The sequence below is a fragment of the Geobacter sp. genome, from assembly GCA_009684525.1.
Classification (GTDB): domain Bacteria; phylum Desulfobacterota; class Desulfuromonadia; order Geobacterales; family DSM-12255; genus Geoanaerobacter.
In genome coordinates this window covers 76,487-92,110 of the sequence record WKKR01000001.1, presented here as the reverse complement: position 1 = coordinate 92,110, position 15,624 = coordinate 76,487, and the positions used below count along the sequence as shown (strand labels likewise).

The following is a 15,624-nucleotide window of genomic DNA, read 5'->3' as shown; positions in this document are numbered from 1 at the left end:
AATGGAAAATCGTTTCTCGACTGACATCTTACATCTGTTATCTGAACCAGGGCGAAGGATCGATCGGCTTTCCCTGATAGCGGAGTTCAAAATAGAGCATCGGACCACGCGAAGAGTCAATATCTCCCACACTGGCAATGACATCGTTACGGGAGACCTGCGAACCCACCTTTTTTGTAAGCCGCGATGCATGGCCGTAAAGGCTGAAGTACCCGCCGCCATGATCGACGATCACCATGTTGCCATACCCCTTGAAATAATCGGCAAAGATGACCTGGCCATCGAAGACCGAACGGATATCGGCCCCCTGGGGAGCAGCAATGGAAATGCCGTTATTGATCGTGTACGAATTATATTCGGGGTGCTTATGGCGGCCGAAACGACCGACGATCTCGCCTCTCACCGGAATTGCAAGCCTTCCGCGCTGGGCGCCGAACCCCTTGTCTGCAACAGGAGGAAGCGGCTCTCGATCGCCAAGGGTCTGCTTTCTGTCAGATTTTGCAGTATAGCTCTTTCTTTGCCGTGCTTCAAGCCTTTCTATCATGTTTTGCAGGCGCCGCGCATTGGCCTGGAGTTCACGGAGAGCTTCCTGATGGCTCTTGCTGGTTTCCCGAACCTGGCTGAGATAGGCAGCTTTTTTTGACTTTTCCTCTTCGATCTCCTGCTTCTTTGCGGCAATGCCGGTTCGGATATTTTCCTTCCGTGCCGCATCCCGTTCCAGAACCCCCTTCAAGCCCTTCAACTGATCGAGTTTAGCCGAGTAATCGGCAAAAAGTCTGCGGTCTCCCTGGAGGACTCCCTGCATATATTTCTGGTTTTCCAGCATTTGCGGGAAGGATTCCGACGCGAAGAACATCCTGGCACTGCCCAATTCACCAGCCTTATACAATGCAGTAAGACGGTGGCGGATATGCTCCCTTTTCCGTTCTGTTTCTGCTGCTACCAGTTGAATTTCACGTTGGGTTTTTCCAAGAGCTTGCTCAACTTTTACCAAATCTTGATTGAGAACTTTGAGACTGGCCTCTTTCTCTTTCAAGGTCTTGTCAATTGTCACCAGCTCGTTGGAAACCTTTTTCTCTATTTTTCTGTTCTTTTTGAGCAGGGTCTTTTTTTCCCGAATCTCCTGCCGGATGCCCTGCAGGTCATCACGAACATCAGCCATGGCCGTTGCTGCCAAATTGGCAGAAAAGGACACAAGCATCAGAATGAAAATCGCCCGAATCATGGCTAGAATGTTATGAACCGCTTGAGCGATGTCAGGCTACCGAGGAAACCGAGAAAAATTCCGAGAAACAGTATCCCTACCAGGTAGGAAGGCGGGAGGAAGGTCAGACCGGCAGAAGTAGGGCCGAAACTGAGGAAGTCGCCTGCATTGTAGAGCAGGCCGTAATAACAAGCCCCAAGAAGAAGCAAAGCCGTGCAGGCACCGGCAAGCCCCTGCATGATGCCTTCTATGAGAAAAGGTGCCTTGATAAAAAACCGGGTTGCGCCAACAAGGCTCAGAAGCTCCAATTCGTCGCGACGGGAATAGATGGTCAGCTTGATGGTGTTGGACACAATGAACAGGACCGCGATCAAAAGGAAACCACCGAGCAGTGTCACAACCAGCCGAGCGAACTGCATGAAGGTGGTCAGCCGGCGGACCCATTCTTCGCCATATTGGACCTCACCAACGCCAGGGACCTTTTTCAACTTCCCGACAAAGAGTTCAACATCGTCGCTGTTCCTGCTGGCGCGCTTCAAGGTAATTTCCAGCGACGCCGGCAGCACATCCGGCACAACCCCTTCCAGAAGCGACTCCTGCCCTTTCAACCGGGCACGGAAGCGCTTGAACGCCTCATCCTTGGAGATATATCGGATAGTCTCAGCACCCGGCAAGGCAAGAATCTTCGTACGTAAAACAGAAAGCTCGTCTGCAGTCGGCTCTTTATCGAGATAGACGGTAACCTGGACCTGCCGGCTCCACTCCTGTGCAGCCCCTTCGAGATTCACGAGCACCAGCAGAAACAGGGAGAGGATAAGCAGTGACAGAGAGATGGTTACTACGGTGACCAGACTGATGAAGGGATTTTGACGGATATTGAGAAAAGCCCGCCCCCAGAAATAACGGAATCTGCCAAAGAACCCCTCGTTGGTCAGCCGAGGCCTGGCTGCATGTTTAGTGCTGCTCACGAGAGTCCTCCACGATTCTGCCCTTTTCCAGGACTACGAAGTCTTTATGGCAATTGTCCAGAAGACGTCGATCATGGGTAGCGACCAGCAGCGTTGTTCCCTTGATATTTGCTTCCCTGAAAATATCCAGTATCTGTTCCCTGTTCGTGTCGTCAAGATTCCCTGTCGGCTCATCGGCAAGAAGAATCTTGGGATCGTTGACCAGTGCCCGTGCCAGGGCCACTCGCTGCTGCTCCCCTCCGGAGAGCCTCAAGGGGTTCGACTGCAGCTTATGCTCAAGCCCCATCCTTTTCAAAACATGGAAAACCTTACGACCAATGTCCTTTTGCCCCCATCCGAGGACTTCGAGAGTGATGGCGACGTTTTCGAACACCGTACGATTTGGCAACAACTTGAAATCCTGGAATACCACCCCAATGGAGCGACGGAGCATGGCGATTTGCGTTCGACCCATGCGGGTGAGGTTCTGGCCGTCTATCAGTATCTGCCCGCTCGTCGGTTGCACCGCTGCAAAAATGAGTCTCAACAGGGTCGACTTTCCCGCTCCCGAAGCTCCGGTTATGAAGAGGAATTCTCCTTTGCGAACATGGAGACTGATCCCTCCGAGCGCAGCAACATCCCCCTGATAGGAAACGGATACGTTATGCAACTGAATCATCTCATTGCCTCTCAGCAGTCGACTGCATTCTGATTTCGACCATCAGATAAAGCAGAATTGGTTACGGGGAAGTTCATCAGGACAGAGAGGCCCTTTACCACTCATTATAGGGCGTGGCATTGGAACCGATCAGATCGGAACCACTGTGGACATCGTAGACCGATCCCTCCACCTTGCTGCCATCAGTAGGCTGAGGGGGAGGAAGGACAATCCATGTATCGGTTTTGTCGGTAAAGGGATCTTTGGGAAGACCGCGCAGGTATTTTTTGTCCACCATCTCCTGTAACGAGTCGGGATAACGCCCCTGATCGGCATAATACTGATCGATGGTTGTCCGCATGTTGTAGAGATTTTCACGCAGGACAGCTTCCTTGGCGCGGATAATCCCCCATTTGTAGTTAGGCACCGCGATTGCCGCAAGGATGCCAATGATGCTCACAACGATCATCAGCTCGATCAGGGTAAACCCCCTGGCATGTTTCAACAGCCTGACTACTCTCATTCCTGCTTACCAGTCCTTGTATTTGGTCCCGTCAATGGCTGTTTCCTCACTCAATGAATAGACATCGTAGACATCCTCAGCTTCGGTTGACGAGGATTTACTGTCCGGTTCGTCCTTATAGGCGCGAATACCCCATTGTGGCTCCTCTCCGGGCTTTGGAGGGTTGAACGGGTCTATTGGTATCCTGCGCAGAAATTTCTTCTTCATACCACCCGGCACACCGAAATCTTCTCCTTCCACCAACAGCTTCAGATCCTTAGGATATCCTGACTTGTTAACCACATCAGATATCTTTTTATCGGTTACAGCCTTGTCATATGCTTTTTTATAATCATCGATGGCCAGCCGTATCGTTCTCAGATTGCGCCGCAGCTCTATTTCTCTGAGCCGTTTGCCGGTCATCTGGATGGATGGAATGATAAGGGCGGAAAGTATCCCGAGGATTGCCAGAGTGACTATCAACTCGATAAGGCTTACCCCGCGGACTCCGCGCAGAATGTTCCCTGATCCCATCATGCCTCTGGTCACATTATTTCACTTCAACTACAGAATTGTAGGGGAGAACATCGTATTGCTTCCCACCCTGGCCGGTAAAATTGATCGCCATGAGGCCGAAACTGGCCGGCCCCTGGTTCCTGGCCCGGAATGTGACCGTTGCAAGAGTTCCACTGCCGTTGACACCTCCGGAATCTGCCGGACGGTTCAGGGCAAAGGTTACCTGGCCTGTGTTCTTGTCATCGGTGACCCTGAATGTCACCGCCTTACCGTCCTGCCTGAGCAGATTCCCCTCTGCCGCTCCGACATATTCCACAAATATCGGGTCATAGGCAAGAATGAACGGGGCATTCTGCAGACCGACCACATCGGCTGCCTTGATTTCAACGATAAATTGATCTTTTACCTTTACCGTCGACGGCGCACCGATGGTGACAGACAGCCGCGCCGGTTTCGTTTGCGGCAGGGGTGCATCGGCAGCCTTGACTGCGGCCTGGGATGGCGTGTCCGTCGACTGTGACGGGACAACCGGGATGATCGGGGCAACAACAGCCGGTTGGGCGGTCGGGCTAGCGGTAACAGCCGGTGTTGCAGCAGCGGTGACACCGGTCGACGCTGCCGCAGAAGAAGCCGGTGCAAGGGGCGTAGGCAAAGGAGAAGCAGCAGTGACAGGTGCAGGCGACGCCAGCGGCGCAACGGAAGGTTGCGGTATAGCGGCAGGGGCAGACGCAGGTGCTGCAGCGGGTTGAGGAGCAAATGCTGGTGTAGCGGCAGGTGCCGCGAACTCGGGCTCTTGCTCAAAGGAAGAATATGGCCGATGTACCGTGGGTTCATCTTCACGGCCCGACCAGAAGATCGCAGCATCTCCTTCAGGCACGGTCAGCGAACGAACGATCCGTGGTGTGATGGCCAGGATCAGTTCAGACTTGTCGTTGGAATCGTCCTTACCCGAAAAGAGCGCCCCGATAAGAGGGATATCACCCAGGACAGAAACCTTCTGCTTCGAGTTCGTCTTGGCATCCTGTATCAGGCCTCCGATAACGCTCGTTTCGCCATCTTTCAGACTGAGAACCGTGTCAAGGTTACGGGTACCGATGGTGACCACGGTGGTCAATGAGGTAGAGTCGCCAATCTTTTCCCTTGAGAGGATTGAACTCACTTCGAGGCTCAATTTCATATTAACGTCGTTGTTGAGCTGGATGGTCGGTTCAGCATTGACCTTGACGCCGACATCCACGTACTGGACGTTGACACTGACCCCGCCACCAGTGGGCGAAGAGGTGGTCGTAATCGGCACCCTCGTCCCGACGTTGAATTTCGCTTTCTCTCTGTTCTTGACCCTGATCTTGGGTGATGCCAGGGTTTCCGCGTTGGAAAGGGTTTTACCGAAATTGAACGTCGCATTCGGTACCGTGACGTACCCTTGGAACTTGCGCCAGTTAAAGACCTGTAGAAGGTTGGACGCAGTAACGGTATTCGTTGTCGTCGAGTCGGTACTGGTTGATGTGGAATTTGTCAACACATCGGAAAAGAATTGCCCCCCTGGGGTCAAGGCATTCGTGGAGAGGGCGTATTTGCTCAGCACCAAGCCGAGACTCTCTGCATTCTTCTTTGATACTTCAATGACTTCAACCTCAAGGAGGACCTCGGCATCGGGAACATCGTTGGCCTCGATAATCTTTCTCGCTACCTCGATCACCTCGGGAACATCTCGGATAACCAGGGCATTCATCTCTTCGTTCACATAAATCTTTTTCACCTGCAGCATGGTCCGGATCAGGTTCACGGCCTTCTTGGCATCGAGTTTGTTCAGGTAAAAGGTCTGAACCATGAGGTCTTCATACTGTTTCTGTTTTTCCGGTGTCCTCGGATAGAGAATGATCGTCGTTTCGTTCAAAATCTTCTTGCTCAGCTTTTGCATGCCGGTGATGACATCAAGTACCTGCTGAAAAGATGCGTTTTCCAGGTAAATACTGACATTGCTGTCCTTGATTCCATCATCAAAGACAAAGTTGATCCCTGACAGCTGGGTAATAATATTAAAAACGTCTTTGAGTTTGGCATCCTTGAACTTGAGGGTGATCGGCTTGGTAGATTTCAGATTCAATTCCGAACCGTCGAGTTTTGATTTACGGCTTTTCAGCAGGCGCTCAATAGCTTCCTTTGCCTTTTCGTTATCCGGGTTGAACTGAAGGGCCTGCTGATAGGAGTTCAACGCCTCACGGGGCTTGCGGCTCTTCTCAAGCTCTTCACCTTCCTTCAGGTAAACCAGCGAATTCCTGAGTTTTAACACCAGTTCACTCTGCTGTTTGGCGCGGTCCAGAGAGGAATCCAGGGCAACAGATGTCTGGAACTCACTCAAAGCCGCATCGTACCGTTCTGCGGCCAGGAATGCATCCCCCTTCTTCAGATGGACCTGGGCGGCCTTTTCCCCGGCCTTGAGAAACCGCATCCGGTACTCGCCAACCTCAGGGTTTTCGGATGCAGCCGAAGCGAATTGGACAACAGCCTCATCGAGCTTTCCTTCAGCCTCAAACGCTTCACCTTTGCTGAAGGCGGTCCGACCTGCCCCGGCGCAACCGGAAATGGTAACGATGAGCGCAATGAGTACCAGATGTATGTACGTTGTACGCAAAAGTTGCATCGAGTAGTTCTCCTTACATGAAAACCTGACATGCACAAAGCAGGTGCGGCTCTTGTATTGTCACTTCCAGAGAAAGACTACTGTTTGCCCGGAAAACCAGGAAACGGTGGCTTCATCTGTGATGGGGCACTCAGTGGCTTATTCTCCACCAACGGGATGACCATCTCACCACCTGTAAGCGAGGTTATTACCATAGCCTCATCGGTGATACTGGTAACTTCATACTTACCCATCAGACGATCGCCCTTGTGAGCCAGGAATATCTCTTTATTACTGGAAAGGAAAATCGTCTTACTGTTCCCCTTTTTCAGAAAACCGAGAAAGGTAAAATTTGCCATATCCCGTTGCACCGGTGTCGGTTCCGCCAGTTGTGGCGGTGGTTGAGGTAGCGGTTTCACGACAGGTACGATCGGCTTCACAGGTGGAGGGGGCGGCGGCAACGGTATTATCTTCTGCTCTTCGTGGAACACCGGCCTGAACAGGTTGCGTTTGTATCCTGCAAAACGAGCAGACTCCTGGTCAAGGAGATCCAGACGCAAACGGTTATCACCACTTGCAACGTCTTGCAGATTGGGCGCAGACTTCCGTGGTGCAGCCGGCTTACCGGGAGTAAAGGTGAGGCTCGATACGGTTTTCTGCCGAGGCATCCGGAAATAGCTGGAGGCAGCAGCGACAACAAAAAGCAGTAACAAAATGGCGAGGAGAGCCTTTTTCCGATTCATTGCCCCTCCTGCCGCAGGTAAATCGTTAGTCCGACCCTCAGGTCAACCCGCTCCTCGGTCATCTTGGGATTGTTGAGAGCTATGGCGTCGACAATCACCATTTCGCGAAGATGCCCCAGATCGGCGATAAAACTCTTGATTGCAGCATACTTGCCCGTCACGTTGAACCCAGTCCCGTAGGCAATGAGGTTCTCATCCTTCACGATCTCAGGCTTGTAGGTAATCCCGGCAATGGAAACTGAATTGGTCGCAGCCAGTTCGTAGAGCTGCCCGACAATACGCGCCAGATCCTTTTTATTAGCGATTCGTGAGCGCCAGACATCCAAATCCGCCTTGCCCTGCTGATAGATGGTTACTTTATCTGCAGGTGAGCTCCCAACGTTTCTGCGTCGGGAAAACCACTGATTCTGAAGCTCTGTCAGTTGCGGAATCTGATACAGGGAAGAATAGAGGAAGAGCCCCGCATCGGCACATACCAGGACAAGGATGAAAATCAGGACTTTCGGCCGGGTACGAATGATTTCCTTTATGGCGGAATATGCTCGTTTCATTGCATCTTGACCTGACAGGTAATATTGAAAGATATGCCCTTTTGAGCATCCCCTACCTTGGCATCAGTCTGGGAAAGAAGGAATATTTCTGAAAAATGCTGCGACTGTTCCATATTCTCCAGCAATTGCCGCAAACGCATAAATGAAAGCGTAGCTCCAGACAGCTTCAAAACCTTGGTCTTGGGATCAGGCTCTATCTTTGTCACTGCAACTCCATCAGGCACAACCGATTCCAGATAGTCAAGCAGTGTGACCCAGTTGAAAGTCTTGCGGGAAATAACCGAATTGGCAAAGTGAATATGTGACATCAAACGTTGGTAGTCCGGCTCGGTGAAAGCAGGACCACTGCTGACAGCAGTCTTTTTCTGCATGGCAGTCAGTTCGCCAGAAATACGGCTGGCTTCGCCAGCTCTACTCGAAATCCCCAAGATATTTAGCGTGAGAATTCCAAACAGAACCAGAAAAACCAGGGACAAGGCAAGATTCAACTGGCCGTGGTTGATATAGGTCCTGGTGGAAAGATTGATCGTAAGGCGCATCAGAGGTTCCTCAAGGCTGCACCGCAAGCTGCTGACATGGCGTAAAGCGCATTCCTATCAATCGTACTGCAGGTAGCGGAACGGGAAAGGACGCGTTCCACATCCAACAGCACCGGTTCCTGAGACGTTGCTTCAGACACCAAAACTTTGAATTCCTCAACTTGATCATATGAAGTGAGACAGTATACCTTCCCCAGAGGGACGCCGGGATGCTTGTCCTGATGGACAAGGAGGGAACTGCTGATCTCCCGATAAACCCGGTTAGGGGTGAAGGTCGCAGCGCTCAGTTCTTTGGTGCGGTAAAATTCCAGTGCACCCTCACGAAAAAGGAGGACACTGACGACCCCATTGAAATAGCAAATGAAACCATAGTCGTTGTCCAGGGAAAACCGGTCGGCAAAGAGCTCATAAATACCGAATGTCGTAAAATCAATATGATTTGGTTCAAGTCCTGCCTGAGCAAGTAACTCTTCGTACTGTACAAGAACCTGTCTGCAGATGAGGGAAACCAGCACGACGATCTCTCCGGTTTCACGTTCCTGTACCTGCTGAAAGTCAAAATGGGCATCGTTGATATCAAAGGGGAAATTTTTCTTCAATTTCCACCGAATAATATCTCCCGCCTCGTCACGACTCTTGAAACGGGTATCGAGGTCGAGCAGAATTACCCTGCCTGCGGCATCAGGCAGGGAGACAGACGTCCTGACCGTTTTTGTCAGAAGCCTGAGGTGCGTGTCGCGGACGGTTGTAACGAACTTCCCCGGATCAAGGATATTGGCCTCTCTGAGAGAAATGTGAATGGTATCGGCATGCAAAGGCGCTGTGTCAAAGGCCTCGACTACTGGCTTTGTCCGCGAACCGGAAATCAGTGCCAACCGGATCCCGTCAGGGTATATTTCAAGGCCTAGAGACTTTCGGGCAAACATGACTACTCCACAAAGGTTACGCGGTTGATTTCCCGCAAGGTAGTTTCTCCGGCGATGACCTTCTCGACAGCAGATTCTCTCAGAAAACTGGTCCCGGCTTCCCGCGCAGCCTTCTTAAGCAGTATTGCTGAACTTTTATTGACGATCAACTCCCTGAGTTCGTCATTGAGATCCAGCAGTTCAACGATTGCTGAGCGCCCCCGATAGCCGGTATGATTGCATTCGTCACATCCACGTGCATCATAGAAGGTTGCAACCCGGCACATCTCCGGATCAATCCCTGATTCCACCAGCACCTCGTCGGTGAGTGTTATCGGATATTTGCATTTTACGCAGAGTTTTCGCACCAATCTCTGGGCCATGACACAGTTCAGGCAGGAGACGAAATTATAGGGGTCTATACCCATGTGGATAAAACGACCAAGCACGTCAAAGACATTGTTGGCGTGAACTGTCGTAAAAACCAGGTGCCCGGTAAGAGCTGACTGAACAGCTATCTGCGCCGTTTCCGGATCTCTGATCTCGCCAACCATAATCTTGTCCGGGTCATGGCGGAGTATTGAACGAAGGCCGCGCGCAAAAGTAAGACCCTTTTTCTCGTTTACCGGGATCTGTACGATCCCCTTGAGCTGGTATTCGACCGGGTCCTCGATAGTGATGATCTTCTCTTCTCCCGTGTGAATCTCCGACAGAGCCGCATAGAGCGTCGTAGTTTTCCCAGAACCGGTAGGGCCGGTAACCAGTACCATCCCGTAGGGCTCACGGATCATCTTGCGGAAACGCCTGATCTCCCGGATGTCCATCCCGAGTGTATCGAGGGTAAGCCCTTTCAAGTCCTGGGCAATGCTCTCCTTGTCGAGAATCCTGATGACCGCATCCTCGCCAAAGGCGCTCGGCATGATGGAGACGCGGAAATCGATGGATTTATCATTGATTTTAACCTTGAAGCGCCCATCTTGCGGGATACGCCGTTCAGAGATATCGAGCTCGCTCATGACTTTGAGCCGCGAGATGATTGGTCCCTGGAAATGCAGATCAATGGGGTCCGTCGCCTTATACAGAACCCCGTCTATGCGATACTTGATTATGACGCCATTCAGAGCGGTTTCTATATGTATGTCGCTGGCTCGTCGGTTCAGGGCATCAAGAATTGTGGAATTGACCAACTTGATGATTGGGCTGGTATCGGCGGAGATCTTCTCCACGGAGAGAATCTCTTCTCCTCTCTCCGTCTCCGTCACCAATTGAAGCATGAAATCCTCAGAGACCTCTTTAAGGACCCTGCTCGTCCCTTCCCCCCGTTTCAATACCTGTGAGATTTGAGAGTCTGCGGCAAGCTTGATGATCAGAGGGCGATCTAGAAGGATTTCAAGCTCGTCGAGCTTTACCACGTCCGTGGGGTCGGAAATGGCGACTACCAGAGAATCCCCCTCCTGTTCCAGAGGGACAAAGTGAAAACGATACATTGTATCGGGAGGAAAGGAGTTTAGCAGGGTTTCATCAATCCTGAAACCTTGGAGGTCGATGTAATCCAGTGCAAACTGGGCCGCAAGCGTTTTTGCCAAAACTTCTTCCGTAATGAGACCATCATTGAGGCAAATCTCGCCGAACCGCTGCCCTGTGCTTTTCAACTTGTCGATGACGTAATTATACTGGTCGACAGTGAGATCACCGCTCTCCAGCATCAGATCGCCGAGTTTTTTCCGGGTGAAGTATTGTGCCATTATCCGCCTACCGCCCCTGCGATCTTGAAGATTGGCAGGTACATGGTCAAGATGATTACCCCAATTACGATCCCCATAACAATCATGATCGCGGGCTCGATCGCCGTAGTCAGGACATGGAGTCGTTGCTCAATTTCATCCTCGAAATATTCGGAGATATCCGAAAGCATTTCTTCCAACGCTCCTGTTGTTTCCCCCACCGCAATCATTCGCAGCGCAAGTGGAGGCATGATCCTGGTACCCTCAAAAGCTGTTGAAAGACTAACACCTTCCTCGATTTTGGCAACCGCATCCAGCATCCGACGCTCAAGCACGCGGTTATTCAATGTGCCAACCGACATCCGTAGCGACTCTACAATGGGGATACCGCTGCCGATTACCGTAGCAAGGGTTCTGGTGAATCCGGTCAGTGCATATTTGACATGAAGGTCCTTGACCAACGGAATCCTAAGCAACCAACTATCCACGACATAACGCCCGCTGCTTGTCGTACTCCAGCGCCTGAACAGTGCCACTCCGCCAATGGCAAGCAAAACCATTACAATGAAATATCGCTTTAACCAACTAGTAAAACTCATTAATATCTGTGTTGGTACCGGAAGCTGAGAACCGGCATCGGCATATATCTGACTGAACGTTGGAACTACATAGACTAATAGCAGGGTAACTGCCGCAAAAGCCACAGTTATGAGGATTGCCGGATAATATAGAGCCGATCCCACCTTCTTCTTGATCGCCTCAGCCTTTTTGACAAACGTTGTATAGCGGCGGATCGTCAGGGGCAAATCACCGGTTCGTTCTCCGGCGCGCACCGATGCGACATACAGATGAGAAAATGCTCCGGGGTGCTTGGCGAGTGCGTCGGAAAGCGACGCTCCCCCTTTGATATCCTCCCGCACTCCGGTAAGAATATCTACCAGCTTGCCTTTCCCACCGCGCTCGAGAATCGCATCAAGTGCCTGGATAATAGGTAATCCCGCTTTCATGAGAACAAGGAATTCCTGGTTAAAGGAAAGGAGTTCCTTGGTATCCACCTTCCGACGATAGATCCCAGAATCCCAGAGAAACTGCAAGGGTTTCTTTTTTACAGAAAAAACAAAAAACCCTTGTTCTTCAAGGGTTTGCTTGAGCATAACCGGATCGATGGATTCTATTTCCTTTTCCAGGATCCGTCCATCGGCAGTACCGAGTTTACATGAGAAAAGTGGCATAAGTATTGGTATATAGCATACTCACGGGTAAATAAAAACCGAAAACCAATCGTCAGGCCTTTACCAGCCTATCTGCAGGTAATCATGCTTATTTGTTATGACAAGAAAGGCAGAGGCGTGTCATGGGATATCGGAGGTGATAATGATGCTGCTGTGGATCATCAGATTGAATATGCATATCATGGCATGTTATGGCACAGGCGATCTCTTTGTCAGCATCGAGCGGCAAGTTTTCGCGATTCAACGTCGGTTTTTCCCCTACCCCATGACCAAAATCGACCCCGTGGCACTGCTCGCAAACCGTATCGAAATCCACTTTGAGTTTTCGCTTGCTTGAACCAAGAGTAAACCAACTATTGAGGCTTTCTTCCGATTCCACATGGCATATCTGGCAACTTCCTTTCGTGCCATGGGGATTCATTTTGATATCAAGTGCCGGTTCCACACCAAGGACGGCACGGGGCGCAGCAAGCACCACAAATCCCAGCACAACAATGCCATTTCGCATATAATCCTCTACAGGTACGATGGTCAGTATGTTTTGGGATTGTGGTCAACACCGTGGCAGGTCAGATAACATTCCCCTCTGAATGCACCCATCCCTTTTTCGTTGAATTTAAGCATACCACTGGAACTTACCGAAACAACATCGGTATCGAACTTGAGCAGGTATTTATATTCCGTACTGCCATGGGAACTGTGGCAGGTATGGCAGGATGTCCCCCCGCTGCTGGCTGTTCCACCCTGCTTTCCTCGAATGTGCTGGGAGTGGTATTTGAAACTTTCATTCCCGAGGATACTGGACCGGTTGTGACAACGATAGCAGAGGGCATAGGCGAAAGCGCTTTCGGACTCATTATCCCTCGTTGAAAAATTGTCCCTGAGGATATGCTGATAACTGGAACTATGGGGGCCACGCGGACCAGCAGGATCATCGTTCCCATGACAGTCGCTGCAGGTTATCGTGGAAATCTCCGACGGGCTGATACGTTTTTCGCGATACGGTTTCAACAGACTGACAACGGTGAGATTCCGCCCTTCGGACTCCACTGGGTGGAAAGAAGGGTTCATAGTGGAAAACTCGATACGCTTATTCGTAGAAAGACCGGGGAGGTTCGCACTATCGGAGTGGCATCGATAACATAATTCATACTCTTTCGTTATATCTGCAACTATATTACCAATCTGCTTGCCCTTGATCCCGGCAAATCTGTTTTCACTCGAAACCTGATGGGGACTATGGCAATCCACACAGTCCGCATGCCGAGGTGTGCGGGCATCGGTCTCCGGCAGTCGCTCTTTACTAGAATGTATCCCTTTAGATTCGAGAATCGGATGGCGATAGTTTTTTTTCAGTTCTGATTCGATGTCCTTTAATTCTCGGCTAGATCGATAGCTCCCTTTCACTCTGCGTTGTAGGCTCCCATGACAAGTCAAACAGCCATCAAGGCCTCCGCCACTACGAAAATCAAAGCCGACATGACAACTCCCGCATCCATACGGCAGTTTTTGCCGATCCAAATGGGATGGCAGAGATGATGAGGCAGCCTGGACAGCATGGCTTAGCAGCATCAGCGACAGAGCAATTAAGACATTCCATTTTGCCATACAGTTCATCCTGTGCCGAATCATTGTAAGGGGAATGATGAGGTGGGTATATTATGACAGTCCAGGCAGACCGCATCATGGTCCGAAGTGGCATTCCCTGCCCCACCATAAACCCAGAACGGAGCAATCTTTCTACCGACATTGGGAGGAGTCAGATAGGTATCCTCCGATGATTGATTCTGATGGGGGTTGTGACAGGTCGTACATTGCATCCGCTTTCCCGCGTCAAGTTTGACCTGCGGGATACTGGGAAATCGGTAATTCTGGGTTGCCTTCTCCGGGTCAGCCTGAATGGCGTTCAAGACTGCATTGTCATACACAAATGAAACAGGGTGATGCCCAAACTTTATCTTGTTCGCATCAAACAGGGCAATCCCCGTAATACGGTCATTAACCCCCATATTTATTGACTGATGGTTGAGAATGGCTCCCAAGGAGACACCACCGGCAGTAACACCGTCATGACAGCTGAGGCAGAGGCGGGAGGAACCGTTTGGCTCGCCGAACTGCGCGGCAGACGTGCGTCGGATAATAAGAGTTGAGGAGGAATACCGGCCAAAGGTCACCGATGGATTGCTTCGGTTCCAGAGAGTTGTCTGTGGCGCTGCCCGGTGCGGCGTGTGGCAGAAAATGCAGATTTCAGTGTTATGCTCATCTCCGTATGCAACCGGCGGCTGCGCCTGGTAGGTAATATTTTTGTTCAGGGATGAGAGATTGTGCTTGTTTCCCCCGGTGACAAGATCAGAAATTTTTGGGCCTGCAGCGGAAACAGTAGATGCGATACCCCACAAGAGTGTCGCAACCCCGGCATAACGAATGAATTTATTCATGCTTCCCACCTGCTTTCAGGTATTGAAAAACCTGAATGCGCCGATTGAAGGTATCAGCAATGAAAATGCGGTCTTGATTATCGATAAAGATGCCACTGGGCAGAGAAAATTCTCCGGGCCTGTCACCATTTATCCCGACAAACAGCAGCAATTTGCCCTCTCCATTGAATATCTGAAAATTGTTATGATTTGCATCAACAACATAGACGTGGCCATCGCTGTCGAGAGCCACCCCTTTGGGACGAGAAAAAGTACCGGGGACATCTCCAACTTCGCCGATTCGCTCTATCAGCTTTCCATCAACGCTATATTTTTTGACCGTGAAATTCATGGCATCGGTGACATAGACGTTACCCAATTTATCTGTCGCAACAAATGACGGAGTATTTAAATCCTCGCTGGGTGATGGCACAGGGAATGCACCTTCGTACACATCATTTGAATTAAATTTATGCAATATATTCGCCAATGCATCTACGATAAATTTCTCTCCAGCAGGACCGATGGCAATGCCTCCAGGCCTCTTGAACCCTACCGGTGAGATCAGTTCCTTAATAAATTCGCCATCCTTCCTGAACTTGAACACCTTGTTAAGCAATGAATCAGATATGTAGAGATTATCATCCCGGTCTAGGGCAACAGCAACGGGGCTCGCCAACTGGTCACCACCAGCCTTGCTGATATACGACACGTCCCTGTCGACGAGATCATATCGATGAACAACCCCCATGGATGTATCAGCTATATATAATACACCCTTTGAATCTGTAGCTACACTATACGGGGTAAGCAATTCCAGAATTATCCGATTATCGCCAGTAACTAATTCAGAAAATTTCTGAAATTCGTTCTTTTGAGGATAAATATCTTCTGGACCTTTTATATCACACAAATATTTGATTCTGGGAGGATCCGGCGGTTGGGGCCAAACCAGATTCACAGCTTGATCGCTCAGCAATAATGGTTCTACCCTACTACAAGCTGAACAAAAAGCCATCACACTGCAGAGCAGCAAACATCGTAGCATTTGGGAAAAAACATC

Annotated in this window: 16 protein-coding genes; all 16 read right to left on the bottom strand. The window is 50.5% G+C overall.

The window, feature by feature from the left end; all coding sequences use genetic code 11:
* Positions 1 to 37: 37 nt before the first annotated feature.
* The 16 genes from GJT30_00450 to GJT30_00375 all read right to left on the bottom strand — a co-directional run bounded on the left by GJT30_00450 (position 38) and on the right by GJT30_00375 (position 15,609).
* The gene (locus tag GJT30_00450) at positions 38 to 1,225 is read right to left on the bottom strand and encodes a peptidoglycan DD-metalloendopeptidase family protein (protein ID MSM38082.1); all 1,188 of its coding nucleotides are present in this window, start codon (positions 1,223 to 1,225) and stop codon (positions 38 to 40) included.
* Between the two features lie 2 nt (positions 1,226 to 1,227).
* Positions 1,228 to 2,172: an FtsX-like permease family protein gene (locus GJT30_00445; GenBank protein MSM38081.1), complete on the bottom strand. Its 945-nt coding sequence runs from the start codon at positions 2,170 to 2,172 to the stop codon at positions 1,228 to 1,230.
* The gene (gene ftsE / locus GJT30_00440; protein ID MSM38080.1) at positions 2,159 to 2,830 is read right to left on the bottom strand and encodes a cell division ATP-binding protein FtsE; all 672 of its coding nucleotides are present in this window, start codon (positions 2,828 to 2,830) and stop codon (positions 2,159 to 2,161) included. The genes GJT30_00445 and ftsE overlap by 14 nt, the downstream gene beginning before the upstream one ends.
* 94 nt (positions 2,831 to 2,924) lie before the next feature.
* Positions 2,925 to 3,332: a prepilin-type N-terminal cleavage/methylation domain-containing protein gene (locus GJT30_00435; GenBank protein ID MSM38079.1), complete on the bottom strand. Its 408-nt coding sequence runs from the start codon at positions 3,330 to 3,332 to the stop codon at positions 2,925 to 2,927.
* Between the two features lie 6 nt (positions 3,333 to 3,338).
* The gene (locus GJT30_00430; GenBank protein MSM38078.1) at positions 3,339 to 3,845 is read right to left on the bottom strand and encodes a prepilin-type N-terminal cleavage/methylation domain-containing protein; all 507 of its coding nucleotides are present in this window, start codon (positions 3,843 to 3,845) and stop codon (positions 3,339 to 3,341) included.
* A gap of 16 nt (positions 3,846 to 3,861) precedes the next feature.
* Positions 3,862 to 6,471 (bottom strand): type II secretion system protein, encoded by a 2,610-nt coding sequence (locus tag GJT30_00425; protein MSM38077.1) that lies wholly within the window; start codon positions 6,469 to 6,471, stop codon positions 3,862 to 3,864.
* Between the two features lie 77 nt (positions 6,472 to 6,548).
* On the bottom strand, positions 6,549 to 7,193 hold the full coding sequence (locus GJT30_00420; GenBank protein ID MSM38076.1) for a hypothetical protein: 645 nt from the start codon (positions 7,191 to 7,193) through the stop codon (positions 6,549 to 6,551).
* Positions 7,190 to 7,744 carry a type 4a pilus biogenesis protein PilO gene (gene pilO, locus GJT30_00415; GenBank protein ID MSM38075.1) on the bottom strand — a complete coding sequence of 185 codons (555 nt, stop codon included), beginning with the start codon at positions 7,742 to 7,744 and terminating at the stop codon, positions 7,190 to 7,192. The genes GJT30_00420 and pilO overlap by 4 nt, the downstream gene beginning before the upstream one ends.
* Positions 7,741 to 8,283 (bottom strand): fimbrial protein, encoded by a 543-nt coding sequence (locus GJT30_00410; protein MSM38074.1) that lies wholly within the window; start codon positions 8,281 to 8,283, stop codon positions 7,741 to 7,743. Before GJT30_00410 ends, pilO begins: the two co-directional genes overlap by 4 nt.
* Positions 8,283 to 9,209, bottom strand: a complete 927-nt coding sequence (locus GJT30_00405) for a pilus assembly protein PilM (protein MSM38073.1) — start codon at positions 9,207 to 9,209, stop codon at positions 8,283 to 8,285. Before GJT30_00405 ends, GJT30_00410 begins: the two co-directional genes overlap by 1 nt.
* 2 nt (positions 9,210 to 9,211) lie before the next feature.
* Positions 9,212 to 10,936: a pilus assembly protein PilB gene (locus tag GJT30_00400; GenBank protein MSM38072.1), complete on the bottom strand. Its 1,725-nt coding sequence runs from the start codon at positions 10,934 to 10,936 to the stop codon at positions 9,212 to 9,214.
* A complete protein-coding gene (locus GJT30_00395; protein ID MSM38071.1) occupies positions 10,933 to 12,144 on the bottom strand; it encodes a type II secretion system F family protein in 1,212 nt (403 codons plus the stop codon). The genes GJT30_00400 and GJT30_00395 overlap by 4 nt, the downstream gene beginning before the upstream one ends.
* An 88-nt stretch (positions 12,145 to 12,232) precedes the next feature.
* Entirely contained in the window at positions 12,233 to 12,652 is a 420-nt protein-coding gene (locus GJT30_00390) for a cytochrome C (protein ID MSM38070.1), read from the bottom strand.
* A gap of 23 nt (positions 12,653 to 12,675) precedes the next feature.
* Positions 12,676 to 13,752, bottom strand: coding sequence for a cytochrome C (locus GJT30_00385; protein ID MSM38069.1), 1,077 nt, complete (start codon positions 13,750 to 13,752; stop codon positions 12,676 to 12,678).
* A gap of 20 nt (positions 13,753 to 13,772) precedes the next feature.
* Positions 13,773 to 14,582 (bottom strand): cytochrome C, encoded by an 810-nt coding sequence (locus GJT30_00380; protein MSM38068.1) that lies wholly within the window; start codon positions 14,580 to 14,582, stop codon positions 13,773 to 13,775.
* Positions 14,575 to 15,609, bottom strand: coding sequence for a 6-bladed beta-propeller (locus tag GJT30_00375; GenBank protein ID MSM38067.1), 1,035 nt, complete (start codon positions 15,607 to 15,609; stop codon positions 14,575 to 14,577). Before GJT30_00375 ends, GJT30_00380 begins: the two co-directional genes overlap by 8 nt.
* Between the last annotated feature and the right edge of the window lie 15 nt (positions 15,610 to 15,624).